This window comes from Bifidobacterium asteroides, assembly GCF_019469425.1.
Classification (GTDB): Bacteria; Actinomycetota; Actinomycetes; order Actinomycetales; family Bifidobacteriaceae; genus Bombiscardovia; species Bombiscardovia asteroides_I.
This window is the reverse complement of record NZ_CP048272.1, coordinates 1,104,453-1,130,798: the sequence shown is the minus strand read 5'-3', so window position 1 is coordinate 1,130,798 and position 26,346 is coordinate 1,104,453. Positions and strand designations below refer to the sequence as shown.

The 26,346-nt window shown below is 61.1% G+C and carries 26 protein-coding genes; 22 read left to right on the top strand and 4 right to left on the bottom strand.

Annotated features, from left to right (window positions below; translation table 11 throughout):
• Nucleotides 1-37: 37 nt before the first annotated feature.
• The 16 genes from thrS (at nucleotide 38) to GYM67_RS04540 (ending at nucleotide 16,768) form a co-directional block, all read left to right on the top strand.
• Nucleotides 38-2,083 (top strand): threonine--tRNA ligase, encoded by a 2,046-nt coding sequence (gene thrS, locus GYM67_RS04615; RefSeq protein WP_220235831.1) that lies wholly within the window; start codon nucleotides 38-40, stop codon nucleotides 2,081-2,083.
• Between the two features lie 3 nt (nucleotides 2,084-2,086).
• A complete protein-coding gene (pgsA, locus tag GYM67_RS04610; protein ID WP_220235830.1) occupies nucleotides 2,087-2,761 on the top strand; it encodes a phosphatidylinositol phosphate synthase in 675 nt (224 codons plus the stop codon).
• Nucleotides 2,762-2,765: 4 nt separating this feature from the next.
• Complete coding sequence (locus GYM67_RS04605; RefSeq protein ID WP_220235829.1) at nucleotides 2,766-3,776, top strand: phosphatidylinositol mannoside acyltransferase; 1,011 nt, start codon at nucleotides 2,766-2,768, stop codon at nucleotides 3,774-3,776.
• Complete coding sequence (locus GYM67_RS04600) at nucleotides 3,751-5,037, top strand: glycosyltransferase family 4 protein (RefSeq protein WP_220235828.1); 1,287 nt, start codon at nucleotides 3,751-3,753, stop codon at nucleotides 5,035-5,037. The genes GYM67_RS04605 and GYM67_RS04600 overlap by 26 nt, the downstream gene beginning before the upstream one ends.
• A 61-nt stretch (nucleotides 5,038-5,098) precedes the next feature.
• The gene (locus tag GYM67_RS04595; protein ID WP_220235827.1) at nucleotides 5,099-5,854 is read left to right on the top strand and encodes a YebC/PmpR family DNA-binding transcriptional regulator; all 756 of its coding nucleotides are present in this window, start codon (nucleotides 5,099-5,101) and stop codon (nucleotides 5,852-5,854) included.
• A gap of 4 nt (nucleotides 5,855-5,858) precedes the next feature.
• Complete coding sequence (ruvC, locus tag GYM67_RS04590; protein ID WP_220235826.1) at nucleotides 5,859-6,440, top strand: crossover junction endodeoxyribonuclease RuvC; 582 nt, start codon at nucleotides 5,859-5,861, stop codon at nucleotides 6,438-6,440.
• A 42-nt stretch (nucleotides 6,441-6,482) separates the two neighbouring features.
• Nucleotides 6,483-7,094: a Holliday junction branch migration protein RuvA gene (ruvA, locus tag GYM67_RS04585; protein ID WP_220235825.1), complete on the top strand. Its 612-nt coding sequence runs from the start codon at nucleotides 6,483-6,485 to the stop codon at nucleotides 7,092-7,094.
• A gap of 3 nt (nucleotides 7,095-7,097) precedes the next feature.
• Nucleotides 7,098-8,174: a Holliday junction branch migration DNA helicase RuvB gene (gene ruvB / locus GYM67_RS04580; RefSeq protein WP_220235824.1), complete on the top strand. Its 1,077-nt coding sequence runs from the start codon at nucleotides 7,098-7,100 to the stop codon at nucleotides 8,172-8,174.
• 66 nt (nucleotides 8,175-8,240) lie between these two features.
• Complete coding sequence (locus tag GYM67_RS04575; protein WP_220235823.1) at nucleotides 8,241-8,876, top strand: preprotein translocase subunit YajC; 636 nt, start codon at nucleotides 8,241-8,243, stop codon at nucleotides 8,874-8,876.
• A 108-nt stretch (nucleotides 8,877-8,984) separates the two neighbouring features.
• A complete protein-coding gene (locus GYM67_RS04570; protein WP_220235822.1) occupies nucleotides 8,985-9,569 on the top strand; it encodes an adenine phosphoribosyltransferase in 585 nt (194 codons plus the stop codon).
• 23 nt (nucleotides 9,570-9,592) lie between these two features.
• Nucleotides 9,593-10,807: an ADP-forming succinate--CoA ligase subunit beta gene (sucC, locus tag GYM67_RS04565; protein ID WP_220235821.1), complete on the top strand. Its 1,215-nt coding sequence runs from the start codon at nucleotides 9,593-9,595 to the stop codon at nucleotides 10,805-10,807.
• Nucleotides 10,804-11,727, top strand: coding sequence for a succinate--CoA ligase subunit alpha (sucD, locus tag GYM67_RS04560; RefSeq protein ID WP_220235820.1), 924 nt, complete (start codon nucleotides 10,804-10,806; stop codon nucleotides 11,725-11,727). Before sucC ends, sucD begins: the two co-directional genes overlap by 4 nt.
• Nucleotides 11,724-13,100: a cell division protein PerM gene (locus GYM67_RS04555; RefSeq protein ID WP_220235819.1), complete on the top strand. Its 1,377-nt coding sequence runs from the start codon at nucleotides 11,724-11,726 to the stop codon at nucleotides 13,098-13,100. Before sucD ends, GYM67_RS04555 begins: the two co-directional genes overlap by 4 nt.
• A 52-nt stretch (nucleotides 13,101-13,152) precedes the next feature.
• Nucleotides 13,153-14,754: a bifunctional phosphoribosylaminoimidazolecarboxamide formyltransferase/IMP cyclohydrolase gene (purH, locus tag GYM67_RS04550; RefSeq protein WP_220237318.1), complete on the top strand. Its 1,602-nt coding sequence runs from the start codon at nucleotides 13,153-13,155 to the stop codon at nucleotides 14,752-14,754.
• 131 nt (nucleotides 14,755-14,885) lie between these two features.
• Nucleotides 14,886-16,259 (top strand): NAD-dependent succinate-semialdehyde dehydrogenase, encoded by a 1,374-nt coding sequence (locus GYM67_RS04545; protein ID WP_220237317.1) that lies wholly within the window; start codon nucleotides 14,886-14,888, stop codon nucleotides 16,257-16,259.
• Between the two features lie 161 nt (nucleotides 16,260-16,420).
• Nucleotides 16,421-16,768 (top strand): DUF3017 domain-containing protein, encoded by a 348-nt coding sequence (locus tag GYM67_RS04540; protein WP_258561578.1) that lies wholly within the window; start codon nucleotides 16,421-16,423, stop codon nucleotides 16,766-16,768.
• Between the two features lie 29 nt (nucleotides 16,769-16,797).
• Here the strand turns inward: GYM67_RS04540 and GYM67_RS04535 are convergent, their stop codons facing one another.
• Nucleotides 16,798-17,970 carry an MIP/aquaporin family protein gene (locus tag GYM67_RS04535; RefSeq protein WP_220237316.1) on the bottom strand — a complete coding sequence of 391 codons (1,173 nt, stop codon included), beginning with the start codon at nucleotides 17,968-17,970 and terminating at the stop codon, nucleotides 16,798-16,800.
• Nucleotides 17,971-18,141: 171 nt separating this feature from the next.
• On the opposite strand from GYM67_RS04535, the gene GYM67_RS04530 reads away from it, so the two are divergent.
• The 3 genes from GYM67_RS04530 to GYM67_RS04520 all read left to right on the top strand — a co-directional run bounded on the left by GYM67_RS04530 (nucleotide 18,142) and on the right by GYM67_RS04520 (nucleotide 21,498).
• Nucleotides 18,142-18,915 (top strand): pseudouridine synthase, encoded by a 774-nt coding sequence (locus GYM67_RS04530; protein WP_220237315.1) that lies wholly within the window; start codon nucleotides 18,142-18,144, stop codon nucleotides 18,913-18,915.
• Nucleotides 18,912-21,020 (top strand): bifunctional cytidylate kinase/GTPase Der, encoded by a 2,109-nt coding sequence (gene der / locus GYM67_RS04525; RefSeq protein ID WP_220237314.1) that lies wholly within the window; start codon nucleotides 18,912-18,914, stop codon nucleotides 21,018-21,020. The genes GYM67_RS04530 and der overlap by 4 nt, the downstream gene beginning before the upstream one ends.
• Nucleotides 21,021-21,252: 232 nt before the next feature.
• Nucleotides 21,253-21,498, top strand: coding sequence for a hypothetical protein (locus GYM67_RS04520; protein ID WP_220237313.1), 246 nt, complete (start codon nucleotides 21,253-21,255; stop codon nucleotides 21,496-21,498).
• A gap of 169 nt (nucleotides 21,499-21,667) precedes the next feature.
• On the opposite strand, the gene GYM67_RS04515 is transcribed toward GYM67_RS04520, so the two are convergent.
• Genes GYM67_RS04515 through GYM67_RS04505 form a run of 3 tightly spaced genes read right to left on the bottom strand, consistent with a single transcriptional unit; the run spans nucleotide 21,668 to nucleotide 23,047 of the window.
• The gene (locus tag GYM67_RS04515; RefSeq protein WP_220237312.1) at nucleotides 21,668-21,910 is read right to left on the bottom strand and encodes a hypothetical protein; all 243 of its coding nucleotides are present in this window, start codon (nucleotides 21,908-21,910) and stop codon (nucleotides 21,668-21,670) included.
• Nucleotides 21,911-21,947: 37 nt separating this feature from the next.
• Nucleotides 21,948-22,700: an SdpI family protein gene (locus tag GYM67_RS04510; RefSeq protein WP_220237311.1), complete on the bottom strand. Its 753-nt coding sequence runs from the start codon at nucleotides 22,698-22,700 to the stop codon at nucleotides 21,948-21,950.
• 11 nt (nucleotides 22,701-22,711) lie between these two features.
• Nucleotides 22,712-23,047, bottom strand: coding sequence for a metalloregulator ArsR/SmtB family transcription factor (locus GYM67_RS04505; protein ID WP_220237310.1), 336 nt, complete (start codon nucleotides 23,045-23,047; stop codon nucleotides 22,712-22,714).
• 281 nt (nucleotides 23,048-23,328) lie between these two features.
• On the opposite strand from GYM67_RS04505, the gene GYM67_RS04500 reads away from it, so the two are divergent.
• The 3 genes from GYM67_RS04500 to GYM67_RS04490 all read left to right on the top strand — a co-directional run bounded on the left by GYM67_RS04500 (nucleotide 23,329) and on the right by GYM67_RS04490 (nucleotide 26,064).
• On the top strand, nucleotides 23,329-24,003 hold the full coding sequence (locus GYM67_RS04500; protein WP_220237309.1) for an HAD family hydrolase: 675 nt from the start codon (nucleotides 23,329-23,331) through the stop codon (nucleotides 24,001-24,003).
• Nucleotides 24,004-24,067: 64 nt separating this feature from the next.
• Nucleotides 24,068-24,745, top strand: a complete 678-nt coding sequence (locus GYM67_RS04495) for an endonuclease III domain-containing protein (RefSeq protein ID WP_220237308.1) — start codon at nucleotides 24,068-24,070, stop codon at nucleotides 24,743-24,745.
• 263 nt (nucleotides 24,746-25,008) lie between these two features.
• A complete protein-coding gene (locus GYM67_RS04490; protein WP_220237307.1) occupies nucleotides 25,009-26,064 on the top strand; it encodes a zinc-dependent alcohol dehydrogenase family protein in 1,056 nt (351 codons plus the stop codon).
• The last annotated feature ends 282 nt before the right edge of the window (nucleotides 26,065-26,346 follow it).

The following is a 26,346-nucleotide window of genomic DNA, read 5'->3' as shown; positions in this document are numbered from 1 at the left end:
CCCTGTAACGCGGGCTCCGATAGCAAGGACGGCATTCATGACACAGTCGAGCATCTCCATCATCGTCAAGGGCGAACGGAAGGAGGTGGCGGCGGATCAGACTGGCGTCCAGCTTTTTGCTGACGACAAGGACATCATTGCCGTCGACCTCAACGGGCAGCCACGCGACCTCTACACACCTCTGCACGAAGGCGACAAGGTCGAGCCCATCACCCTGGAGAGCGACCAGGGACTGGCCATCATGCGGCACTCGGCCACCCACGTCATGGCCCAGGCCGTCCAGGAGATCCGCCCGGACGTCAAGCTGGGCATCGGCCCCGTCATCAAGGATGGTTTCTACTACGACTTCGACGTGGACAAGCCCTTCACCCCCGACGACCTCAAGCAGATCGAACAGCGGATGAGGCGGATCATCAAGTCCTCCCAGAGCTTCCGCAGGCGCGTCGTCACCGAGGAGGAGGCCCGCAAGGAGGAGGCCGACCAGCCCTACAAGCTGGAGCTGATCGGTGCCAAGGAGGCCGAGATCAACAGCGAAGAGGCCACCGAGGTGGCCACAGGCGGCGAGCTGACCATGTACGACAACCTGGACCGCGAGGGCAACACGGTCTGGAAGGATCTCTGCCGGGGCCCCCACCTGCCCAACACCCGCTACATCCGCTGCTTCAAGCTCATGCGCACGGCCGCCGCCTACTGGCGCGGGGACGAGAAGAACCCCATGCTTCAGCGCATCTACGGCACCGCCTGGGCCAATAAGGACGACATGAAGGCCTATACCGCCCGTCTGGAGGAGGCCGCACGCCGCGACCACCGCAAGCTGGGGGCCGAAATGGACCTCTTCTCCTTCCCGGATGAAATCGGCCCCGGCCTGCCAGTCTTCCACCCCAAGGGCGCAGCCGTCATCAACGCCATGGAGGACTACTCCCGGCAGATGCACCGGCGCAACGGATACTCCTTCGTGCAGACCCCGCACATCACCAAAGGCCACCTCTACGAGATCTCGGGCCACCTGCAGTGGTACAAGGACGGCATGTACCCGCCCATGCACCTGGACGAGGAAAAGGACTCCAACGGCAAGGTCACCCGCCAGGGCTTCGACTACTACCTGAAGCCCATGAACTGCCCCATGCATAACCTGATTTTCAAGTCCCGCCAACGCTCCTACAAGGAGCTGCCCCTGCGGTTGTTCGAGTTCGGCACCGTCTACCGTTACGAGAAGTCCGGCGAAGTCCACGGCCTGACCCGTGTGCGCGGCCTGACCCAGGACGACTCCCACATCTACTGCACCCGGGACCAGATGAAGGGGGAGCTGACCAACCTGCTCCAGTTCGTACTCAAGGTGCTCAAGGACTTCGGCCTCAACGACTTCTACCTGGAGCTGTCCACCAAGGATCCCAACAAGTTCGTCGGATCCGACGAGGTCTGGGAGGAAGCCACCAACACCCTGGCCGAGGTGGCCAAGGACTCCGGGCTGGAACTGGTTGACGACCCCGAGGGCGCCGCCTTCTACGGGCCCAAGATCTCCGTCCAGGCACGTGATGCCATCGGGCGCACCTGGCAGGTCTCCACCATCCAGCTGGACTTCAACCTGCCCGAGCGCTTCCAGCTGGAGTACATCGCCGCCGACGGCTCCCACCAGCGGCCGGTCATGATCCACCGGGCCCTCTTCGGATCCATTGAGCGCTTCTTCGCCATCCTGCTGGAACACTACGCCGGCGCCTTCCCAGCCTGGCTGGCCCCGGTCCAGGTGCAAGCCGTGCCCGTGGCCGACGAATTCGCCCCCCACTTGGAGCATCTGCTGGACGAGCTGCGCGATGACATGGTCCGTTGCGAGATCGACCGCTCCGACGACCGTTTCGGCAAGAAAATTCGCAACGCGGCCAAGTCCAAGGCCCCCTTCATCCTGATCGCCGGCGAGGAGGATGTCTCCAAGAACGCGGTCTCCTTCCGTTTCCGCGACGGCAGTCAGCTCAACGGCGTGCCCGTGGAGCAGGCCCGCGCCTGGATCAACGAGGCCATCAAGGTCCGTGCTCAGATCAACTCGGCAGACGACTTCCGAGCGAACACCTCCTGCAGTCAGGACTGACCGATGTTCGAGCATCTACGGCGCCCCTGGAAGCGCATCATCGCCCCCATCGCCCGCGGCCTGGTTCGTCTGGGCGTGAGTGCCAACGGTGTCACGATCAGCGGAGCCGTAGGCACCACTTTGGTCGCCATCGTGACCGGGTTCACCGGCTGGCTCCTGCCCGGGGCCATCGTCCTGGCCATCCTGGTGGCCTTCGACTCCCTGGATGGTTCCGTGGCCGCGCTGACCGGCGGGGGCACCCAGTTCGGAGGCTTTCTGGACTCCACCCTTGACCGGATAGCCGACTGGGCCGTCCTGACCGGGGTCATCATCTACCTGCGCCGCCACGAGCTGGCCTGGGTGGCAGATGGCAGCCACCAGGGTCCAGACATCTGGGCCCAGGTTGGCATGGCTGCAGCGCTCTTCGCCATCATGACCTCCTTCGTCACCTCCTACGCCCGGGCCCGGGCCGAGGCCGAGGGGTTCGAGGCTAAGAATGGCATTGCCACCAGGTCGGATCGGCTGGTCATCATCCTGGTTGGCATGGCCCTGACTGGAGCCGGGCTGCCCCTAGCCGTGCTCAGCTGCTTCCTGGTCCTGCTGGCCTTGTTGGGCATCGTCACCGTCTGGCAGCGGATCAGCCACGTCGGCAAGGACATGAGCCGCAACCCACAGCCCGCCAACCCCAACCACGAGTGAGCCTATGCCGGACCGACTGCTCATCTTTCTGGCGCAGCACGCGCGTCTGGTGCCCGAGCGGCTGGTGCGCGGCCTCTTCTTGGCAGCAGCCGACCTCTGCTGGCTATTGCGGATGGGCGGCGTCAGACAGCTGGAGCGCAATCTGGCCCATGTCATGCCAGAGGCCGACCGTCGTAGCCTGCGGCACACCTCGCGCCAGGGCATGCGCTCCTACTTCGTCTACTTTGTCGAGGCCCTGACAGTGGGTGCCCGCACCAAGGAGCAATTGCTGGCACGCATACACGGGGGCGGCAGCGCATATCCTGATCCGGCCAAGCGCGACATCGGCCTGTGCTCCCTGCCCATCGGCATGGGCCACCAGGGCAACTGGGACTATGCCGGATTCTGGGCCAGCTCCACGGTCGGCCAGGTCACCACGGTTGCCGAGCGACTGCGGGACCAGGAGATGTTGAACACCTTCGCAGACATCCGTCGCCGCTTGGGCATGAACATCCTGCTGACCGGCGAGCCGGACATCACCGGTCGTCTGACAACCGTGCTGCGGGAGCCGGACCAGGTGGTGCCCCTGCTGGCCGACCGTGATCTGAGCCGCCGAGGCGTCTTCGCCAAGGCCTTCGACTCCTGGATTCGCGTGGCCGCAGGTCCTGCCGTCATTGCCTTGGACGCCCGTCTGCCCCTGTATACCGTCAACATGCACAGGGAAAGGCTGACGAGGGAGCGTCGTCGGCAGGCCAAGTCCCCCTATGGCTATATATGCCAGGTGGACGGGCCCATCGCCATAGAGCCCTACTTGGACATGCCCCGGGAGCAGGCGATCAACTCTCTGACACAGGCCTGGGTGGATCAGTGGGCCCAGGGCATTCGTGAGCATCCCGAGGACTGGCACATGCTCCAGCCGATTTTCCTCGAGGATCTGGATCTTTCTCGGATGCACGACCTGCCGGACTTCATCCTGGCCCAGGCATCCAAGAACAAGGGAGGTGACGGGCATGAAGGCACCCGAACAAAGACCTGAGCAGGAGCCAGAGCGAGCCGCAATCAAGGCGCCTCTGCGGGTGGGGATTATCTCGCCCTACTCCTTCGAGACCCCGGGCGGCGTCCAACTGCACATCCGCGACTTCGCCAGGCATCTTATGGACCGTGGCCACCAGGTGCAGGTTCTGGCCCCGGGCCGACGCACCCAGGACATGCCCCTCTGGGTGCACACCACCGGCTCCTCCTTCTCCATTCCATACAACGGATCCGTGGCCAACCTGAGCTACTTCGGCGCGGCCGGCCACAAGACCCGGCAGTGGGTCAGACAGGGCCACTTCGACATCCTGCACCTGCACGAGCCCGAGGTGCCATCCCTGAGCCACAAGCCTCTGAGGCCCGGATTTGTTCCCTGCCCCTATGTGGCCACCTTCCATGCAGCCTTCGATTCGACGCCTCTGGCCCTGAGGCTGACCAGGCGCTACCTGCGGAGGTACCTGGCCAGCATCAGCCAGGCCATCTTCGTCAGCCCATCGGCCATGCAGACTGCCCAGAATCTGCTGGAGCCGGGCATACCCAGCCAGATCATCCCCAACGGCATCGAGACCAAAGTCCTGCGCAATGCCCGGCCGCGCCCGGAATGGCAGGGGAGCGAGCAGGAACCCACCATCGGATTCCTGGGACGGATGAAGGAGGAGCGCAAGGGTTTCAAGATTCTGGCCCAGGCAGCACCTGCCATTCTGCAGCGCGTGCCGGGAGCCCGTTTCCTATGTGCGGGAGACGGCCAAGGGGAGGCCCGGAAAATACTCGAGACTGTCGATCCCGGACTGGCCCAGCACTTCACCTTCCTGGGTCGGATCAGCGACGAGGACAAGGCCTCCTTCTACCACAGCCTGAACCTGTATGTAGCCCCGCAGACCGGGGGAGAGAGCTTTGGCATCGTGTTGGTCGAGGCCATGGCTGCAGGCTGCCCGGTGGTGGCCTCGGACCTGCCAGCATTCAAGGATGTCTCCCAGAACGGCCACAACGCGCGTCTGTTCGCCAACGGAGACCCCTTGGACTGCGCCCGGGTGGTCCTTGGACTGCTGGACGACCGAAGTGTCCGCCTGGATCTGGCCTCGCACGGAATGCGTCGGGCCAGCGACTACGATTGGGAGCGGGTCACCGACCAGGTTCTAAATGTCTATGCCCGTGCCCTGGCGGCCCGGCCTGATCATCGCCGTGGCCTGTTGGGCAGACTGGTAGGCCGGAAGGCTGGTTCTCTTTACGATGAAGCCCCTACGGAAGGGCCTGAAAACTCGTAAAATTGTCGAAGAGCGGAACTAGAATTCCATTCGTTTACGCATTCGTACCGTCAGGAGACATATGTCAGGGCATTCGAAGTGGGCGACCACCAAGCACAAGAAAGCAGCCATCGACGCCAAGCGTGGCAAGCTCTTCGCCAAGCTGATCAAGAACATCGAGATCGCTGCCCGCACCGGCGGCGGTGACCCCGACGGCAACCCCACACTCTACGACGCCATCGTCAAGGCCAAGAAGTCCTCCGTACCCGCAGACAACATCACCAGGGCCGTCAAACGCGGCTCGGGCGAGGAGGCCGGAGCAGCCAACTACGAGACTATCGTCTACGAGGGCTACGCTCCCGCCGGCGTGGGCATCATCATCGAATGCCTGACCGACAACCGCAACCGTGCGGCCGCCGAGGTCCGTTCCACCCTGACCAAGGGCGGCGGATCCCTGGCCCAGAACGGGTCAGTCAGCTTCAACTTCGAGCGCAAGGGTCAGATTATCGTCCCCTCGGAGGGCCTGGACTACGACACGGTCTTCGAGAAGGCCGCCGAGGCCGGGGCCGAGGACGTGCAGGACAACGGCGAGAGCTACACCGTGCTGACTGCCCCCGGCGACATGGTCAACGTCCGCAAGGCCTTGCAGGAGGCGGGCATGGACTATGACTCCGCCGACCTGGTCCTCAATCCCAAGAGCGAGGTCACCTTGGACTTGGAATCCGCCCGCAAGGTCTCCAAGCTGATCGACAACCTGGACGACCTGGACGACGTGCAGGAGATCTACAGCAACTGGACAGCGCCCGACGAGGTCATGGCCCAGCTGGACGACGAGTGACCTTATGATTGTTCTCGGCGTCGACCCGGGGCTCACCCGATGCGGCGTTGGCATCATTGAAGCCGGTGCATCGCGCCGGCTTTCCTTTGTTCATGTGGACGTCGTGCGCTCAGACCCCGAACAGAGCCAGGACCTGCGGCTGCTGACCATCTACCAGGGGCTGACGGCCGCACTGGACCGTTACAGCCCCGACGTGGTATCCATCGAGCGGGTCTTCGCCCAGTCCAATCACAACACCGTGCTGGGAACCGCACAGGCAGCCGGACTGGCCATGCTGGGTGCGGCACAGCGAGGGATCCCCGTGGCCCTGCACACACCCACCGAAGCCAAGATGGCCGTGACCGGCAACGGCCAAGCCGACAAGATCCAGGTGCAGCGGATGGTGGCCCGAATTCTTAGTCTTAACCAGCTGCCCAAACCCGCAGATGCCGCCGACGCTCTGGCCCAGGCCATCTGCCACGCCCTAAGGCCCGCCGGAGCCATTCAGGGCGGGGAGCGCGAAGAGCATCTGACCCAGGCCCAGCGCCAGTGGGCACAGGCTTCCGCCAAGTATGGCAAGCACCGGGGAGTCCAGCGAGACATGTAAGCTGATTCGAACAGACGTTCGATTCCGTCAAGGGGTGATCAAATGCTGGCAATGCTGACCGGGCGGGTGGCCGCCATCGAAACGGGCTCTGCCGTGATTGATGTTTCGGGGGTGGGTTTCGAGGTACGCATGCCCCAGTCGGATCTGGCCTCCATGCGGGCCGAGTCCACAGTCACCGTCTACACCGCCCTTTCTCTGACCCAGGACGCGCTGACCCTCTACGGATTCCTCAGCCGCACCTCCAAATCCCTCTTCGCCCAGTTGCAGAAGGTCAGCGGCATCGGTCCCCGCGTGGCACTGTCCATTCTCGCCACTCTGAACTCGGACCAGCTGGCCCAGGCTGTGGCCGATGGCGATGCTGCAGCCCTGTCCCGGGCGCCGGGCCTGGGCAAAAAGGGCGCTCAGAAGATCATCCTCGAACTCTCCGGCAAGCTGGATCTGGACACAGGCAGGGGCGAACAGGGACCCACCCGGACTGACGATGGCGCCCACCAGGTGGTCGAGGGACTGCTCTCCCTGGGTTGGTTACAGCATGATGCCGAGCAGGCCGTGGAACAGACCTGCAGCGAGGGCGGCTACACCCTGCCACTGCAGTCGACCGACATTCCCAAGGTGCTCAAACAGGCCCTGACCCGGCTGGACAGGGGGCGCTGACCCATGGCTGACAAGCAGCTGTCTACGGGGTACATCGATTCCCAAAATGCCGACGCCCAGGAGGAATCCCTGCGGATGGTCTCGGCCCAGCCCATCGAAGGCGAACCGGTCAGCGACGAGGAGCTGCGTCCGGAAACCCTGGACGGATTCATCGGGCAGCCTCGGCTCAAGGCCCAGCTGGGCCTCTTCCTGAAGGCCGCCAAAAAGCGGGACGTGGCTCCGGATCACATCCTGCTGGCAGGTCCTCCAGGCCTAGGCAAGACCACCCTGGCCATGATCGTCGCCCACGAGCTGGAGGTGCCCATCCGTGTTACCTCGGGGCCGGCAGTTCAGCACGCCGGCGACCTGGCCTCTATTCTGAGCTCCCTGGAGGCCGGTGAGGTGCTCTTCATCGACGAGATCCACCGCCTGCCCAGGGCCGCCGAGGAGCTGCTCTACATCGCCATGGAGGACTTCCGGGTGGATGTCATGGTCGGCAAGGGCCCCGGTGCCTCTTCCATTCCGCTGACCCTGCCCAGATTCACGGTCATTGGCGCCACCACCCGCGAGGGCATGTTGCCCTCGCCCCTGCGGGCCCGTTTCGGTTTCACTGCTCACCTGGATTTTTACCCGGAGGAGGAGCTGGAGAAGCTGGTCGAGCGCTCAGCCAAGGTCTTAGGCATCGTTCTGCAGGATGACGCTGCCCATCAGCTGGCCCTGCGCTCACGTGGCACGCCCAGGATTGCCAACCGCCTGCTGCGCCGTGTGCGCGACTGGGCCATAGTCCACGATCTTCCCGAGGTCGGCCCTGACGATGTCAAGCAGGCCCTGGCCCTCTACCAGATAGACTCCGAGGGACTGGACCGCCTGGATCTGGCTGTACTCAAGGCCATCGTCAACAGTTTCGACGGCGGACCCGTGGGCCTGAACAACCTGGCCGCCATGGTGGGCGAGGAGGCGGAGACGGTCGAGACAGTCTGTGAGCCCTACTTGGTGCGCGAAGGCTTCCTGATACGCACGCCAAAGGGGCGTGTGGCCACCTCCAAGGCCTGGGAGCATCTGGGCCGCAAACCGCCTGAGGATGTCATGAAGCTGTTCTAGACTGTTGACTTCACAGTAATGCACATCGCCGTTTAATGCCCGTCAAAACAAGGAGTGGAAACAACCATGGGATCCATGCTTTTCATGATCGTCATCATTGCCCTGATGATCGCCATGATGTGGGGAAGCTCCCGGAAGAGCAAGCAACAGCAGGCCGCCGTCCAGGACTTCCGCCAGTCCCTGCAGCCCGGTGACGAGGTAGCCACCACAACCGGTCTTCTGGGCAAGGTCGTCTCCGTTGATTTGGAGAAGGAGCAGGTAGTCATCGACTCCGAGGGTTCGCAGTCCCGCTGGCGCATTCAGGCCATCACCAAGCCGCCCATCGTCCCGGCCTACATCCACGATGACGAGGTTGACGAAAACGGCAACCCCCTGCCCACGCAGGTGGAGGGCCAGTCCGAAGATGCGGATGCCCCCGCCGAGGTCACTGACGCTGAAGACGATGATAATGCCGATGGTGAAGACACCGCCGCCGACAATACGGCCGCACAGAGCTTTGCCGCCTCAGAGGGCAAGGAATCCGCCGAGCAAGAGCCCAAGAGTGAGGCCGAATCCAAGTCGGAGCCTGAAGACGAATCGGACAGGGCCAAGAATGCTGAGAAGCCAGATGACGCTGACGAATCGGATGCGTCCAAGGATCCTGACCCCTCTAAAGAGTCCGTTGCCTCCGAGGCTTCGGATTCGGCTTCCGCCAAGTCCTGAAACTTATACGCGCGCCACACCTTCCGTCAGGCTGACTCTGAGCGGAAACCCGGCGCGCGTATGATGGCCCCGGCAACCGCTTTCAAGGAGCAAAACAGAAAGAAGATCATGGCTCAATCGGACGATATCAAGGTTGGAGAACTTGAGCAGGTGGGCGATGATGACGCCGCTTATCTGATCTCATTGATCCGTACCATTCCGGACTTTCCCAAGAAGGGGATCCTTTTCAGGGACTTCATTCCCGCCATGTCGGATCCCAGAGGATTGTCCATCATCCTCGATGCCATGAAACGCACTCTGCCCGTCAAGCCAGAGGACTTCGATCTGGTAGCCGGGCTTGAGGCGCGCGGCTTTCTGATCGGCCCCCAGCTGGCCTGCGATCTAGGCAAGGGCTTCCTGCCCATGCGCAAGGCCGGCAAGCTCCCTGAGCCCACCTACAGCCAGGAATACGCCCTTGAATACGGCAGCGCCCGTATCGAAATCGAGCAGGGCTCGCTGCGCCCTGGCCAGCGAGCCCTGATTGTTGACGACCTGATCGCCACCGGCGGTTCCGCCCAGGCAGCGGCACGTCTGGTGGAGCAGGCTGGAGGCCAAGTGGCTGGTTTCAGCTTCGTTATGGAACTCAACGGTCTGGACGGTCGCAAGGCCCTGGGCGCCTACCCGGTCAGCTGCCTGATGAACATGCCCGCCTGAGCACGATTGGGGGGACCTTCACCATGGATTTGTACGAATACCAGGCCAGGCAGCTGCTCGCTGAGCATGGGATCTCCCAGCCCAGGGCCGTCTATGCCTCAACTGCAAAAGAGGCCGGCCAGGCAGCCGACGTTATCGGCTACCCCTGCATGATCAAGGGCCAGGCCACCATCGGTCACAGGGGACAGGCGGGAGCCGTCAAACGAGCCGAGAATCACGAGCAGGCTGTGGCCTTGGCCGAGGCCATCCTGCCCATGAACATCGACGGCCATCCGGTCAGTGGAATCCTGGTAACCGAAGCCCGCAACATCCTGCACGAGTACTACCTGTCCATCTCAGTGGACCGCACCTCCCGGGACTATGACGTCCTGGCCACAGCCAGCGGCGGCACCGAGGTGGAGACCATCGCCCGCGAGCACCCCGAATCAGTCCGGCGCCTGCACATCGGCCCGTTGGAGGATTTCGACAGGCAGGCTGCCCGCACCATGGCCGAGCGCATCGGCTTCTACCATGCGGATCTGGAGCAGGCTACGCAGATACTTCTAGGCATGTGGCACACCTTCCAGGACAGCGACGCGACCCTGGTCGAGATTAACCCTCTGGCCAAGGTGGGCGACCCGGATGACGAGGCCACCAAGCACCTGGACGCCCTCGATGCCAAAATCTCCCTGGACGGAAATGCGGCCTTCCGGCACGACGGCTGGAAGAGGTTCGCAGACCCGGCGCAGGTCGACCCCCTGGAAGCCAAAGCCAAAGCTGCAGGCCTGCACTACGTCCATCTGAACGGCCAGGTGGGCGTCATCGGCAACGGCGCAGGACTGGTCATGAGTTCCCTGGATGCGGTCGCCGGGTCAGGACGCCGACAGGACGTTCGTATTGGACCCGCAAACTTCCTCGACATTGGCGGCGGCGCCTCGCCTGAGGTCATGCGCAGCAGCCTGGACGTGGTCCTCTCTGACCCTCAGGTCCGTTCGGTAATGGTCAATGTCTATGGAGGCATCACCTCCTGCCAGCAGGTGGCCCAGGGCATCCTGTCCGCCGTAAACGCTGCGGGCGAGCAGGATCAGGACGACGAGCGACCCATCGTGGTCCGATTCGACGGAAATGAGGCTGCCGAGGGACTGAACCTCCTGGCCAAGGCCCAGCAACCTAGGCTCAGGGTGGCCCGCACCATGGAGGAGGCGGCAGACCAGGCTGTGGCCCTGGCCGATCAAGCAGGAAAGGAGACGGGACGATGACCCTCTTCATCGAAGACGCCGCCCCCGTCATGGTCCAGGGCATGACCGGTCACCAGGGCATGGTCCACACGGCCCGCATGATGGCGGCCGGCACCAATATCCTGGCTGGGGTCAATGCCCGCAAGGCTGGAACGACAGTTGACTTCGACGGTCCGGACGGCCAGGCACGGCATGTACCCGTATACGCCGACTGTGCAGCCGCCCGTCAGGCGACCGGGGCTCGTACCTCCGTGGTCTTCGTTCCGCCCAGATTCGCCAAAGATGCCATGGTCGAGGCCATCGAGGCCGGCATCACACTGATCGTGGTCGTCACCGAAGGCATTCCCGTGGCCGATACCGCCTACTGCGTGGCCCTGGCCAGTGAACGCGGCTGCCGCATCGTAGGCCCCAACTGCCCGGGGCTGATGACCATGTCCGACCGGCCCAACGGCGTCGGTGTGGATCTGGGCATCATCCCGCAGGGCATCGCCGGTCGAGGCCCGCTGGGACTGGTTTCCAAGTCCGGCACCTTGACCTATCAGCTCATGGGGGAGCTGTCCTCCATCGGCTTCACCGCCTGCCTGGGCATCGGCGGCGACCCCATTGTGGGCACCACCATGCTGGAGGCTCTGCATGCTTTCAACCGCGATCCTGAAACCAAGGCTTGCATCATGATCGGCGAGATAGGCGGCTCGGCCGAACAGGAGGCCGCCCACTGGGCCTCCACCCACATGACCAAGCCCATCGTGGCCTATATCGCCGGCTTCACCGCACCCGAGGGCAAGCAGATGGGCCACGCCGGAGCCATCATCTCGGGCGGCAAGGGCACGGCTGCAGACAAGAAGGAAATGCTCGAGTCCGTCGGCATCAAGGTGGGCACCACACCGGGCGAAACTGCCCGGTTGACCCGCGACCTGCTGCGGGAGCATGCCATCATATGACCGACAGGGTGAAAGCATGGCTCCGGGGAGCCCTAGAGGCCTTTCTAGCCATACTCATTTACACCGTCGCCCTCGGTGCCTGCATGGCACTGCTCCTGCTCATGATTTCCATTGAGGAGGGCGGGCCATCACTGTCCATGGCCACCGTGGCCCTGACAGAAACCATCACCCTGCTCACCCAAGGCTGTGGATTCACAGCCGGAGCCCTGACCCTAACCATCATCCCGCTGCTGCTGACTGGCCTGCTGATATGGGTGATCCGCACCCTGGTCGGCCGCATGGGCATGTCCGTCGGCGGCTGCATCGCCGGCCTGGTCGTCTGGATGCTGTGCAGCCTCATCCTCATGCAAGGCAGCCAGACCATCCAGGCGGACACCTCCCCGGTCATTCTTTTGCGGACCAGCCTGGTTTTCCTGTTGGGTTATGGCTGGGCCTGGGCCCGCTCTGAACCATTCCGACAGGCTTTTGCCAAACGAATCAAAGAGGCTCTGCCAATCCAGGTCCGCAGGACCATTCGGCTCGGGCTCACGGCCGGTTTGATGCTCCTGGCTGCCATGCTGGCCGCAGGCTTGATCGCCCTGATTGTCTGGATCGCCCTCTATCACGCAGACGTGGGCCGCCTGTTCAAACTGACGCGTATGGGCACTGCCTCGGCTGTAACGACTAGCCTGGCGTCCCTGGCATGGCTGCCCAATCTGATTATCTGGGCTGCCTCCTGGCTCTTCGGGGACGGTTTCAAGATAGGCCAGCTGGCCACCTTCACCCTCTGGTCCGGCCACGCCTCAAGTCTACCCTCTCTGCCAATCTTTGGGCTTTTCCCAGAGCCGGTCTCCAGGCAGGAGGTTCGCATGCTCCTGCTCAACCTACCCCTGCTGTTCGGCGTAGTCGCAGGTGTTCTCTTGCTGACGGGGCCTTGGGGGGTCAGAATACTCGCTGCCGTGCGACAAGCAGGACTGAGATCCCGAGATACAGCAGTCTGCTTCCTTATGGCAACCCTGGCCATGGTCCTGGTCTGGCTGGTCACCCTGCTTGGACTTGCCCTGCTTTTCCAGCTATCCAACGGGGCCTTGGGCCGTCAGCGACTGGCCGGGGTGGGCGTGCCCATAGCCTCCTCCGTGCGCATGATCGGGACCTCCCTGGGGGTCGGCCTGCTGGGAGTATGGTTGCTGTCCCTTGTCATTGCTGCGCTGGCCATCATCAAGGACGCTCTGATCAACTATTTGCGCCAGGCAGTTGACAAAAAAACTTCCGCCAAGGCGGAGAACGAGGAAAAACACAACCAATCACGCCTGCAGGTGGGAAAGGAGCCCAAGGCAACCGACCGAGCAGACACACCACGACAGGTTTCGTCCACCCGCAGACCAGGCAAGTAGGTCCGAAGGTGGCGGGGCGCCTCGGCATTCAAGCATAGGAGTAGGAGTTTCCATGGTCACCACGAATCGAACCATCAACCGAGCGCTTGTCTCGGTCTACCACAAGCAGGGCCTTGAGGCCTTGGCATCGGCCTTCCGGCAGGCAGGCACCGAGGTCGTCTCCACCGGCAGTACGGCCAAAACACTGCAGGATCTGGGTGTCCAGGTCACTCCGGTGGAAAAGGTCACCGGTTTTCCCGAGAGCCTTGACGGCCGGGTCAAGACCCTGGATCCACACATCCACGCCGGGCTGCTGGCCGACATGACCGACCCTGACCATGCCCAGCAACTCAAGGATCTCGGCATAGCCCCCTTCGACCTCGTGGTGGTCAACCTCTACCCCTTTGAACAGACCGTCCTTGAGGACGCCGATGCTGATCAGTGCCTGGAACGCATCGACATCGGCGGACCCGCCATGATCCGGGCCGCTGCCAAGAACCACGCTAGCGTGGCTGTGATCACCGACCCGGACGACTATGCCCTGGCCGCCGAGCGCACCGCTTCCGGCACCGGTTTCAGCCTGGCTGAGCGCGGACGTCTGGCTGCCAAAGCCTTCGCGGTGACCGCCTCCTATGACGCGGCCATCGCCGAGTGGACAGCGCGCACATGGGTTGGCAACAAGCAGGACAAAGCTGACGATCCGGGCCCAGCTCAGGCGTTGACTCGCACCTGGCGCCTGGCCAGCCAGCTGCGCTACGGGGAGAACCCCCACCAAAAGGCAGCCCTCTACCTGGATCCGCTGGACCGGGACGGCTTCGCCGCGGCAGAGCACCTAAGGGGAGCCAAGGAAATGAGCTACAACAACTATGTGGATGCGGACGCGGCTTGGCGGTCGGTATGGGACTTTGCCGATCTGCCCGCGGTGGCCGTGGTCAAGCATTCCAACCCCTGCGGTCTGGCCGTAGGGGCGGACATCGCCCAGGCCCACCGCCGCGCCCATGCCTGCGACCCCATGAGCGCCTATGGCGGGGTCATCGCCGCCAACCGCACGGTCACCCTGACCATGGCCCAGCAGATCAAGCCGGTCTTTACCGAGGTGATCGTGGCACCAGGCTATGAGCCGGAGGCCCTGGACCTGCTACGAACCAAGAAGAACCTGCGCATCCTCTCTGTGGAACGCCGTCCACGTCCTCGTCCGGTCATCCGTCCCATCGACGGGGGAGCCCTGGTGCAGACACCCGACCTGATCGACGCCCCGGGAGACGACCCGTCCACCTGGCGTCTGGTCTCCGGAAACCCCGCCGACCAGGTGACCATGGATGATCTCACCTTTGCCTGGCGGGCTATCCGCTCGGTCAAGTCCAACGCCGTGCTCCTGGCCAAGCAGGGAGCTACCGTGGGTATCGGCATGGGCCAGGTCAACAGGGTGGACTCCAGCCACCTGGCGGTCGAGAGGGCCAATACCCTGGATGAGGGCCGTAAGCGCGCCGAGGGCTCAGTGGCCGCGTCCGACGCCTTCTTCCCCTTCGCAGATGGTCTGGAGTACCTGATCCAGGCTGGCATCAAGGCCGTGGTGCAGCCAGGAGGATCCATCCGCGATCCCGAGGTGATCAAGGCCGCCCAGGATGCCGATCTGACCATGTACCTGACAGGAACCCGCCACTTCTTCCACTGATAAAACCTGACCTCGCGGTCGAATGTCGTTTTGTGACAAATACCTTGACTGCGGGGTCCAATGCGGTGATATGCTGAATGAACTGACCAGCGATGATGCTGACTGGGCATCCATAAATCGAAGGAGATATTGTGACCTATCAGACAGTCAATCCTTTTAACAACCAACTGATCAAGACCTATCCAGATGCCACCGACGACGACCTGGAGAACGCACTGGCCCGCGGCCATGACCTCTACAAGACCTGGCGCAAGCAGGAGGGCCCCGGCGACCGTCCAGCGCAACTGCGCCAGGTGGCCAAGCTCTTTCGCCAGGATGAAGACGCCCTGGCAACCAACATGACCAGGGACATGGGCAAGCTGGTGGGTGAGGCTCGTGCCGAGGTGGAGCTGTGCGCGGACATCGCAGACTACTTCGCCGACCAGGCCGAGGAGCTGCTGGCTCCCGTCCCCCTGGACAACCCTGCTGGCAAAGCCTACTATGTCAAGCAGGCCACCGGCGTCCTGGTCATGGTTGAGCCCTGGAACTTCCCCTACTACCAGATCATGCGCGTGTTTGCCCCCAACTTCATTCTGGGCAACCCCATGATCCTCAAGCATGCCTCCAACGTGCCTAGCTCGGCTGTGGCTTTCGAAGAGACCGTGACCAAGGCAGGAGCCCCCGAGGGCAGCCTGACCAACCTCTTCATCAACTATGACCAGGTGGACCGTGCCATCGCCGATCCGCGTGTCTCTGGCGTGGCTCTGACCGGGTCGGAGCGCGGCGGCGCCTCCGTGGCCAAGTCGGCCGGCGCCCACCTGAAGAAGTCCTCCATGGAGCTGGGCGGCAACGACGCCTTCATCATCCTGGATGATGCTGATTGGAATGCCCTCAAGCAAGTGGCACCCGGGGCCAGGCTCATGAATGCCGGACAGGTCTGCTGTGCCTCCAAGCGCTTCATCGTCATGGAGGACCGTTACGACGACTTCGTTTCGCTCATGGTCGACGCCTTCTCGCATATGGTTCTGGGTGATCCCAACAACCCCGACACCACGCTGGCCCCCATGTGCACGGTTTCGGCGCGTGACAATCTGGCTAAGCAGGTCGACCGGGCCGTGGCAGCCGGAGCCAAGGTCGCCTGCGGCAGCAAGCCCTATGATTCGCCTGGGGCCTTTTTCACCCCCACTATCCTGACGGACATCGACCGTGACAACCCTGCCTATGACCAGGAGATGTTCGGTCCTGTGGCCACCATCTACAAGGTGGCCAGCGAGGACGAGGCCGTGGATCTGGCCAATGACTCTAGCTACGGCCTGGGCGGCGTAATCTTCTCCCAAGACTCCGACCACGCTGATGCCCTGGCCAGTCGCATCGAAACCGGCATGACCTTCATCAATGGCAGTTGGGTGACCATGCCTGAGCTGCCTTTCGGCGGCGTCAAGAACTCCGGCTATGGCCGCGAGCTCTACAGCCTGGGCTTCGACACCTTCGCCAACGAGCATCTGATCTTCCAACACAACAACTGATCAGGCTGCTCTGACTCCTTGTTGAAACAGCGACCGTGCCATCATCGTCCAAGTACGATGGCGGTACGGTCGCTTTGCGTCAACAGCGCTGGTAGGCTCGAACCGGCAGAGCAAGTGCAGTGGGCAGATGGAGGTCCTCGAGAATGCGGAAACTGGGGAACATGGCAGACACAGATAATGCCGAAAACCCGGACCTCGCGCCCTCACAGCCGCCCAAGACATCCGGTAGAGGCCATCCATTCGTCTCAGAGGCTCAAGAGGGCCGTCCTGTCTGCGAGGGCATCATCTTTCTGGTCGTGTTGGTCGCCGCGCTCGTTGCTTTCTACGGGTACACCTGGGCCGCGACTGGACTGGTGTCCATCGCGGCTCTGGTTTGCGGCGCCCTGCGCCTGATTCTCAAGGATCGCAGTCCTTGGAAGGTGCGGTCAGTACCCTTTGACGCTTTCATCAGCTTCGGCTTGGGCATTGGCCTTCTGGTCACTTACTTCAGCATTCAGCTGCTTCTGTGACCCCTTTCAGGCTTTCAGTCCTCAATAGTTCATTCTTCAGCGGGTTTGTCTGTGGGCTCCTCGTCACCGTCTTCTTTTTCGGAAGCAGTGTGAAGGGGTTTGACTTGCAGATCGGGAATGGTTCCTGCTTCGACAGGGGCAACGGCATCCTCGTCAGCATCAACATCGGATAGCGCCGATACATCGACAGTCTGGGCTTTGGCGCCTGCAGGGGTGGCTGTGCCGGCAGCAGCGGGGTTTTGAACCGGAGCGGAGGCCTGCATATCCTCGCCTGCCTGAATCTGGACACCGGGAGCAAAAGCATCTACTTGTGCCTGCGCTTCCGGCTGAGCGTCAGTGGCGGCACCAATGGCACGCATAGCCATGTTGTCGGTGATGATGCTGGTCATGATAATGACCAGGGCGACCAGAGAGGCAGCCAGCAGCGGGCAGATCCAGAAGAGCCAGAGCTGTGAGATCGGGCTGACAGACATGTGCTTGGACTGCGCGAAGATGGCGATGCCGGTGGAACGAGCGGGGTTCAGTCCCGAGCAGGTGATGGGGTAGGTGACCAGTGCGCCGACACCATAGGCCAGCCCGGTATAGAGAGCATGGTTGCGACGGGCGCGTCCGTCAGAGCGCAGGGTGGTGATGGCTGCAGCCACCACGATTATGCAGCCAATGAGCTCAGTCACGATGGCCATGGGCGCCCCGAATGCGATGTGCTGCTGGCTCAGGGTGGCTGCAGCGGGCGAACCGCCGGAAAAGCCGTTGACCGAGAACATGAGCCAGGTCCTGTCAGGCACGGACTTGCTGACAGGAATAAGGGCGATAGCGACCGCACCGGCGCCAATGGCACCGATCACCTGGGCGACGATGTAAATCAGCCCGTCCACCATGCTGATCTGCGAGGTGAACATGGCAGCCACGGTCACGGCGGGGTTGAAGTGCCCACCGGAGACGCCTCCCAGCATGGCCGTCACAACCAGGTAGGTCAGGGCGGTTCCCAGAACCGGCAGCGCCACGCTGGGCTGGCCCATGACTAACTGGCCGAAGCTGTATGACAAGTAGATGACCGCGCAGATCAGGAAGGTGCCCGCCAGCTCGGCGGCCGCACGAATCCAGCGAACATCACGGGGCCTGATCCGCCTGCGGACCGGCTTTGCAGCAACCTTCCCGTCCGCCTGTTCGAGGACCGGCTCAGCACTTGCTTCCATAGTCATGTTCCCCACCTTGCAATCCCTTCGACGACAATGAACAACGACAGTTTCTAGCTTAGGGCAAGCCAACAACACTTCCCTAGGCTCCGATATAGTATGATATGACCTCTTCGGCGGCTGCGGTCGTTCAGAACGGTATCAGTTGCATATCTATCAGGCCACGTTGGGAGAACGATGCCACATCCATACACACAGGCGATCAGAGCGCGCGAACAGGGGGAGGAGGGTATCCGCCTCCAGAAGGTGCTGGCCCAGGCCGGATTCGGCTCTCGTCGCAAATGCGAACAGATCATCACCCAGGGCAGGGTCGAGGTCGACGGTGAGCTGGTCACCGCCTTGGGCAGCCGGGTGGACCCTTCCCATCAGCGAATTCGCGTGGATGGATCCCGCATCCACCTGAACGACAAGCACGTCACGCTGGCGCTGAACAAGCCCCGCAAGGTCCTTTCGACCATGGACGATCCCAAGGGCCGGTTCACCCTGCGCGACATCATCGGGGACCGCTACGAGCGCGTCTTCCACATGGGTAGGCTGGACTATGACTCCGAAGGCCTCATTCTCATGACCGACGACGGGGAGCTGGCCCAGCATGTCATGCATCCGCGTTACGAGGTGGAGAAGACCTATATAGCTACGCTCAGCGGCCACATTGGCGGCAATGTTTGCCGAAGGCTGGTCAGCCAAGGGGTGGAGCTGGACGACGGGTTGATCCGCCTGGACCATTGCGCCATCATCGACCACAACCGCGAGCACACCATCGTCAAGGTGGTCCTGCATTCGGGCAAGAACCGGATAGTGCGGCGCATTTTCGGAGCCATCGGTTACCCGGTGACCCGGCTGGTGCGCACCCAGATCGGCCCCATCCGACTGGGCGAGATTCGGCCGGGCTCCTACAGGGTGCTCTCGGCGGCTGAGATCAAGGCCCTGGATAAGGAGGTCGGACTGTGATCACTGTCGCCATCGATGGCCCTGCGGGAGTGGGCAAGTCCTCCACTTCGCGGGCCCTAGCCAAGCATTTTGGACTGGCCTACCTGGACACGGGCGCCATGTACCGCGCGGTCACCCTCTGGTGCATGGAACGCGGGCTAGACCTGGACGCGGACCAGCCCGATAAGGAGACCATCACCGAGGTCGTAGCCGATTCCATCACCGGCGGCCATCTGGTCATGGGGCTGGACCCGGAGCATCCCAGTGTCAGTCTGGACCACCAGGACGTGGATCAGGATATACGCTCCACCAGGGTTTCCGAGCACGTCTCTGTGGTTTCCTCAATTCCAGCCGTGCGCCGTGTACTCATCGCCGCTCAGCGGGCCATCATGGCCGACCAGGAGCGCGGAGTAGTGGCCGAGGGGCGAGACATCACAACGGTGGTGGCCCCGGATGCCCAGGTCCGCGTGCTGCTGACAGCACGTGAGGAGGTCCGCCAGGCCCGCCGCAGCGGCCAGGCCCGGTCAGGGTCAGCCGGCGCTGAGGATCTGGCCGCACGGGATGCCCGAGATTCTAAGGTCACCTCTTTCTTGGACGCCGCCGATGGTGTGACCACCTTGGACAACTCCGATCTGACCTTCGAGCAAACACTGCAAGTCCTGATCGACCTGGTCTCTTCGGCCATGGAGAAAGACTCCCACGACGAGTACGCCCGCAATCTGGACGGCTATGAGCTGGATGAAGAGGACCGTGCCCTTTTGGAGGGCGGCTCCGAGAAGCGGGATGACCAGGACCAAGGCGCCAAGGCCGTAGGCGTGCTGGCTGTGGTCGGAAGGCCCAACGTAGGCAAGTCCACCCTGGTCAACAGGATTCTCGGCCGCCGTGCCGCCGTAGTCGAGGACACCCCTGGCGTGACACGGGACCGAGTCAGCTATGAGGCCGAGTGGGCCGGCACCCGATTCAAACTGGTGGACACCGGCGGATGGGAGAGCGATGTGGAGGGTATCGAATCCGCCATTGCCTCCCAAGCCCAAGTGGCCGTATCGCTGGCTGATGCCGTCATTCTGGTCGTGGACGGCCAAGTGGGGCTGACCGCCAGCGACGAGCGGATCGTCACCATGCTGCGGGCCGCCGGCAAGCCGGTGGTTCTGGCTGTGAATAAGCTGGATGACCGGATGGCCGACTACACCGCCTCCGAATTCTGGAAGCTGGGCCTGGGCGAACCCTATGCCATCTCCGCCATGCACGGTCGGGGGATAGGCGATCTGCTGGACACAGCACTGGAACAACTCAGGAAGGCCGACAAAACTTCTGGATTCCTCACCCCCGAGGGCTTGCGCCGCGTGGCCTTGGTCGGCCGGCCCAACGTGGGCAAATCCTCCCTGCTCAACCAGCTGGCCCATGAGGAGCGGGCAGTGGTCCACGATCTGGCCGGCACCACCCGTGACCCGGTCGACGAGATCGTCCAGGTGGAGGGCAAAGACTGGCTCTTCATCGACACTGCAGGCATCAAACGCCGCCTGCACAAGATTTCGGGAGCCGAGTACTACTCCAGTCTGCGCACCCAGGCGGCCATCGAACGTTCGGAGCTGGCCCTCATCCTCTTTGACGCATCCCAGCCCATTGCGGACCAGGATCTCAAGGTCATGAGCCAGGCCGTGGATGCGGGCCGGGCCATTGTCCTGGTCTTCAACAAATGGGATCTGCTGGACGACTTTGGCCGTCAGCGTCTCGAGCGGCTCTGGCAGACCGAGTTCGACCGGGTCACCTGGGCTGAGCGGGTCAACCTGTCTGCCAAGACCGGCTGGCACACCAACCGGCTGGCCAGGGCCATGCGCACCGCTTTAAAATCATGGGACAAGCGCATACCGACCGGCAAGCTCAACTCCTTCCTGGGCAAGGTTCAGGCCGCCCACCCGCATCCACTGCGAGGCGGCAAACAACCGAGGATCCTCTTCGCCACCCAGGCCTCCACCAGGCCGCCGCGTTTCGTGATCTTCGCCACCGGCTTCCTGGAGCACGGCTACCGTCGCTATCTGGAACGCTGCCTGCGCGAGGAGTTCGGCTTCGAGGGCACTCCCATCCAGATCTCCGTGCATATCCGCGAGAAGAAGAAGCGTAAATGAAAAAAGGTCCCCGGCCTGGCTCCTTAGTCGGCCCAGGGACCTTTCCATAACCCTGCAGCTCGTGAGCGGCACCCCGACCATCACACTCCAGTCGCAGCGCAATGCATAGTGGGATTTGTGTCTATCCCACAATTCAGGTTTTATTGATTAACTGTGGGGATACTTAAGCGAAGTCTTTGTGTCATTGCAACCGATATTAATTCTGAGTCTGCAGATTGAGTAAGGATTCAATATGAAATTTAAGAAAATAACACACTTAACTCAGGCAAATGCAGACCAGATTGCCAGAAAATGGCATTATAAGGATAGATATAGTTTTTATGACATGGAGAATGATCCAGAGGATGTAGCCAGCTTCAATAAAAGTGCGATTAAAGTCTATCAGAGAGCAGGGTTTAGAGTAGATGGTTCGAAATTGCAAAAATCGAATGATGGCATATACGAATTCATCAATTTAAGCAAAACTGAGGATTGTTAATAACGAAGAACATACCTTCACAAGACCTAACCCGACCCAATAGCTATACAGATTCAAGAATGTGAACGCAGACGATTGCTGGATATGCAGCCAGTCATTATCGGTTTAGTCAGATGAGAAAGATACCGGGGATGCTCTCATATCCCCAACGATCCCCGATAGGAATGTACTAGCTTTCAACCTTGTGCTCTAGTGCATCCAACCTTGTTTCAATGAAGTACAAGGTTTGTGCTGTGTCTGCTAATACAGTTTCCAGGGTGAAAGCCGACGCCTGTCCAGACTGTTGCAGCTTGACTCGTGAAATGATGCTGCTGATGAAGGACCGTGTAGCCGGGTACTTGGTTTGGTCCAAATCAGCTTCGAATCCTTCCAGCGAATTCAGGAAGTTCTTACTTGTATCCTGATCCTTCATTTACAGCCTCCTTCAAACCACTGGTTGCATACAAGAACTAGCGGCGGGAAACAGGTTCTCCCTGCTCGGCATACTTTCTGCCCGCGTATGAACCATAGGCAAATATGAGCACAAGGACGACTGCGAAAGCTGTTCCACAGATCCAGTAGAGTCTGAATCCGCCATAAGCCAGAGCAGCCAAGATCATGACCACACCCAGAATCATGAAGAGCACGCCGCCAAACTGCTGACAGCGGCGCCAGGCCTCGCGGCTGGCATATGCACCTGGCACTCGGAAACCGCTGACACCGTTGGGTCTGATTTTAGGAGCGAAGTTGCCGATGACCATGAGAGTCAGACCGGTCAATAGCATGGCCACTTTATCGATGCCGAAATTCGTTGGCCACCAATCCCAATGAGGATCAGCAGCAACTATGGCGAACATATCTATAACCGCGAGAATAATCTGCATGCATAGCCCACCCAGCAGAAAAACGGTCAAAGTATGCCCCGCTTCATCACCACGTTTAATCAAGTTTGCGCGCAGGAAGAGCATAATAATGGTCCAAATCAGCGCAATGACCAGAAACATGCAGGGCATCCAGACCAGCTCCTGGGGAGAGCCCCAGCTGTCCACTTGATTCTGGGCGTTCCAATGAAGCGGAACCTTTTCATTGGGCAGACGATTGACCACTAAGCGGCTTATGCCGAGCATGATCAGCCCTGGCAACCACTGAGCCACGACCAGGGTCGGGACGAACCGACCCGTTTTGTCGCTCTTGGCTGCTTCGGTCCTCTCTCCATCAGCCATGAGAGTCTCCTCTAAAACTCCGAAACCGCCGTCGGACCAGCGTCGCTCACTGTCTGCTGCGCGGGCAGACTTCTCTTGTCGCTGGCGCTAGTCCGCAGACGGTAAAGCCACTGAATGGTGCTGTCCAGCACGCTCAGATTGAGTTCATAAATGACCCTGGTGCCCTGTTTGTGGCCAACAATCAGATCAGCTTCTTTCAACTTCCTCAGATGATAGGACAGCTTGGACGGAGTCATTCCCAGCTTTTCGGCCAGGCGCCCAGCCTCCATGCCACCTTGCTCTAAGAGATCTAGCACACTACGGCGAAGGGGATCAGCCAGAGCCGCTGTTGTTTCTTGAATAGCCATAAGTCTCCTTTTCGATGATTTTCTCTAGTATTTGCATGCTAACATTGTTTCAACCAATATTGTATATTTTCTTCAACTTTTATATGCTTTTCTATCACTGAGCGCAAAATAATTGACAATCTCCTGGATTGATGCCTTGCGCGGCAACATTAGACTGTTGAACATAACTACTCTTCTGAAGCCGAGGCTGATCGGGGAGAAGATTGGCTCAAGGCCGCTGGGCCAGAGCGCATCTGAGGTCATGCTACTATGAGAACTTCAATGAATGGGAGAACTTCGGGATGGACGAAAATGGAATAAAAGTCAACAATGACAAGGCTGCCATCTTCGATCTCGACGGCACGCTTCTGGATTCCATGGGAGTCTGGAAGGAAATCGACCAACGTTTCTTTGCTCGCCGCAACATTCCTATGCCGGACGATTACTCATCTGTAGTGGCCTCCATGCAGACCGATGCCATCGCTAGATACACCATCGACCGCTTCCACCTTGACGAGTGCCCAGACGAGCTTGTGGAGGAGTGGAACGAGGACGCACTCCTGCTTTACGCCACAGCTGTGCAACCCAAGCCACACGCACTCGACTACCTGAATGCGCTGAGGGCCAGCGGCGCCTCCCTGGCTGTGGCAACTAGCCTCCCGCCGCGCCTACGACGGGCTGCCCTGAAACACGCTGGGATGACCGATTGTTTCGACCAGGTCTGCAGTGTGGATGACGTCAAAAGCATCGGCAAGGAGGAGCCGGAAATCTACCTGCTGGCTTCGCGGATGCTGGGCGTTGCGCCTGACCACTGCACGGTTTTCGAAGATCTTCTGGTCGCCGTCGATTCTGCCAAGCGCGCTGGAATGAAAGTCTGGGCCATGTACGACCAGTCCTCGGACATGGATTGGGACTCCATTCGCTCTGAGGCCGATGGCACTATCACAGACTTCGCCCAGGCTCCTGCCATTCTCTGACTCGCTCAGCACCGACTCCAGCCAGCTGTTACCATGAAAGCGTCAAGAATTTGGTGGAGGCGTTATGGGCGATTCAGGCAGGATAAATGCCGGTTGCTCACAGTGGCTGTACTCACGTTTGCTCGCTCGTCTGGGATTGCAGAATTGGTGGCCAGCAGAGACCGACTTCGAAATGATGATTGGAGCGGTGCTGGTCCAACATACAGCCTGGAGGAACGCAGCCATGTCCATCCAGCAGCTGCGCAAGGCCGATCTGCTTGACCCATGCAACATGGCCGACGTCGACCGGGCGAGGCTGACAACCTTAATCAAGTCCAGCGGCTTCATGACGGCCAAGGCGCGCACATGCAAGGCCCTGGCTCAGTGGCTGCTGGCCCATGGCATCTGCACGGCCGACGTGGAGGAATGCGCGGATGAAGGTCTGCGTGACAGTCTGCTCACCATTCCCGGTGTCGGGCGCGAGACGGCGGATGTTATACGGCTCTATGCCTTCGGCCAGCCCTGCTTCATCTGGGACGCCTACGCACGCCGGATGCTGGACGGCCTGGGGTGGGCCTGCTTGCGGTCATACCAGGAGGGTGAGGAGTACGAGGCGGATTTTATTCAGATTGATCAATGGCCGCTCAACGATCTACGCGAATATCACGGGCTGATCGTCCAAGCAAGCAAAAACCATCGCAATCCCCAAGTCTATGCCGCCTTCCTCAAGGAACTTGGCGGTCCCGAAAGCTCCTCCAAGTAAGTTGATTCCTTGTGATTCGATCCATGACGTGCGTGCAGAGATGCATGCGATCTGTCACAAGGCATATGAGATACTTCCTATATGCCACCTCTATGCAGCACCCTGACATGGTGGCTCTTATGACCGCATCTTCACCTGACAATCTTCTCTGCACCCCCGTGAATCGCGCACAGTAAGGATTTGACTTGACTTCAAGTGGATTGAACTCCGTAGACTATGTTTCGTCCGCATACTTGGCAAACGGATACGCCAGGTAGTGAAGAATGGGGAGCATGAGTATGAAGGCAGCAAAGTTTGTGAAGCCAGGCCGCATCGAGCTGGAGGAAGCGCCGATGCCGACCATCGGAAAGCCTGGAGATGCCGTGATTCGGGTCGTCCGCGCCTGCGTGTGCGGGTCCGACCTGTGGTGGTACCGGGGGATTTCCTCAATGCCCTCAGGCAGTCATGTAGGGCATGAAGCCATCGGCCTGGTCGAGAAGGTTGGCTCCGATGTCACCCATGTCAAGCCGGGCGACTTCGTGATAGCGCCCTTCACCCATGGCTGCGGGCACTGCGCTGCCTGCAGGGCTGGCTTCGACGGAGACTGCCTTGACCCGAACAGGCAGGGGAGTGGCGGCTACCAGAGCGAGTATCTGCGGTTCACCAACGCAGACTGGGCCTTGGTGCAGATTCCAGGCCAGCCTGAGGACTACAGCGACGACATGCTCGACTCCCTGCTCACCCTCTCCGACGTGATGGCCACCGGTTATCATGCAGCCGCCACCGCCCAAGTCAAGGAGGGCGACACGGTCGTGGTCATGGGCGATGGAGCCGTGGGTCTGTGCGGAGTCATAGCGGCCAAACTGCGTGGGGCCGAGCGCATAATCGCCATGAGCCGGCATGAGGACCGCCAGAAGTTGGCGCGCGAATTCGGGGCCACCGACATCGTGCCTGAACGCGGCGAAGCTGCTATAGAGCAGGTCATGGCGCTCACCGACGGAGCCGGAGCCGATGCCGTCCTGGAATGCGTGGGCACCGAACTGTCCACCGAAACCGCCGTCAGGGTGACCCGACCCGGCGCAGTAGTCGGCAGGGTCGGCGTGCCGCAGCAGGTCAGCATGGATACCTCTAAGCTGTTCTGGCGCAATGTCGGTCTTCGAGGAGGCATAGCCGCAGTCACCACATATGACAACCATCTGCTGCTTGACCAAGTGCTCAAGGGCGGCATCCAGCCAGGCAAAGTTTTCACCGAGCGCTTTGCCCTGGATCACATCCAGGAGGCCTATGAGGCCATGGACCAGCGCACCGCCATCAAATCTCTGCTGCTTGTGAGCGAATGAGACTGCGACAATAATCAGCTGATACTCGGCACTGCCGGCTCTGCTAGTGATGCCGAGTAAGCATGCCTGCATGAACATGCCGTTATTCCAAAAAAATCCGGGACGAATCAGGGTAACTCAGGGTGTTTCATCCCCTCTTGCGCTGATATTAATGGAATTGAAAGATGGCGACAAGGATGACCGTCATACAGGTTCAAGTGATGTACGAGGGCATATGACACCAACAAGGCGAATCTACATTGCTGAGCGTAGAGGCTCTGACCTGGAAGGCCAGCGATTATC

Bases quoted from the DNA above. Each gene is read 5' to 3' on its own strand.
- thrS (WP_220235831.1), top strand. From the start codon at position 38: ATGACACAGTCGAGCATCTCCATCATCGTCAAGGGCGAACGGAAGGAG.
- pgsA (WP_220235830.1), top strand. From the start codon at position 2,087: ATGTTCGAGCATCTACGGCGCCCCTGGAAGCGCATCATCGCCCCCATC.
- GYM67_RS04605 (WP_220235829.1), top strand. From the start codon at position 2,766: ATGCCGGACCGACTGCTCATCTTTCTGGCGCAGCACGCGCGTCTGGTG.
- GYM67_RS04600 (WP_220235828.1), top strand. From the start codon at position 3,751: ATGAAGGCACCCGAACAAAGACCTGAGCAGGAGCCAGAGCGAGCCGCA.
- GYM67_RS04595 (WP_220235827.1), top strand. From the start codon at position 5,099: ATGTCAGGGCATTCGAAGTGGGCGACCACCAAGCACAAGAAAGCAGCC.
- ruvC (WP_220235826.1), top strand. From the start codon at position 5,859: ATGATTGTTCTCGGCGTCGACCCGGGGCTCACCCGATGCGGCGTTGGC.
- ruvA (WP_220235825.1), top strand. From the start codon at position 6,483: ATGCTGGCAATGCTGACCGGGCGGGTGGCCGCCATCGAAACGGGCTCT.
- ruvB (WP_220235824.1), top strand. From the start codon at position 7,098: ATGGCTGACAAGCAGCTGTCTACGGGGTACATCGATTCCCAAAATGCC.
- GYM67_RS04575 (WP_220235823.1), top strand. From the start codon at position 8,241: ATGGGATCCATGCTTTTCATGATCGTCATCATTGCCCTGATGATCGCC.
- GYM67_RS04570 (WP_220235822.1), top strand. From the start codon at position 8,985: ATGGCTCAATCGGACGATATCAAGGTTGGAGAACTTGAGCAGGTGGGC.
- sucC (WP_220235821.1), top strand. From the start codon at position 9,593: ATGGATTTGTACGAATACCAGGCCAGGCAGCTGCTCGCTGAGCATGGG.
- sucD (WP_220235820.1), top strand. From the start codon at position 10,804: ATGACCCTCTTCATCGAAGACGCCGCCCCCGTCATGGTCCAGGGCATG.
- GYM67_RS04555 (WP_220235819.1), top strand. From the start codon at position 11,724: ATGACCGACAGGGTGAAAGCATGGCTCCGGGGAGCCCTAGAGGCCTTT.
- purH (WP_220237318.1), top strand. From the start codon at position 13,153: ATGGTCACCACGAATCGAACCATCAACCGAGCGCTTGTCTCGGTCTAC.
- GYM67_RS04540 (WP_258561578.1), top strand. From the start codon at position 16,421: ATGGCAGACACAGATAATGCCGAAAACCCGGACCTCGCGCCCTCACAG.
- GYM67_RS04535 (WP_220237316.1), bottom strand. From the start codon at position 17,970: ATGACTATGGAAGCAAGTGCTGAGCCGGTCCTCGAACAGGCGGACGGG.
- GYM67_RS04530 (WP_220237315.1), top strand. From the start codon at position 18,142: ATGCCACATCCATACACACAGGCGATCAGAGCGCGCGAACAGGGGGAG.
- GYM67_RS04520 (WP_220237313.1), top strand. From the start codon at position 21,253: ATGAAATTTAAGAAAATAACACACTTAACTCAGGCAAATGCAGACCAG.
- GYM67_RS04515 (WP_220237312.1), bottom strand. From the start codon at position 21,910: ATGAAGGATCAGGATACAAGTAAGAACTTCCTGAATTCGCTGGAAGGA.
- GYM67_RS04510 (WP_220237311.1), bottom strand. From the start codon at position 22,700: ATGGCTGATGGAGAGAGGACCGAAGCAGCCAAGAGCGACAAAACGGGT.
- GYM67_RS04505 (WP_220237310.1), bottom strand. From the start codon at position 23,047: ATGGCTATTCAAGAAACAACAGCGGCTCTGGCTGATCCCCTTCGCCGT.
- GYM67_RS04500 (WP_220237309.1), top strand. From the start codon at position 23,329: ATGGACGAAAATGGAATAAAAGTCAACAATGACAAGGCTGCCATCTTC.
- GYM67_RS04495 (WP_220237308.1), top strand. From the start codon at position 24,068: ATGGGCGATTCAGGCAGGATAAATGCCGGTTGCTCACAGTGGCTGTAC.
- GYM67_RS04490 (WP_220237307.1), top strand. From the start codon at position 25,009: ATGGGGAGCATGAGTATGAAGGCAGCAAAGTTTGTGAAGCCAGGCCGC.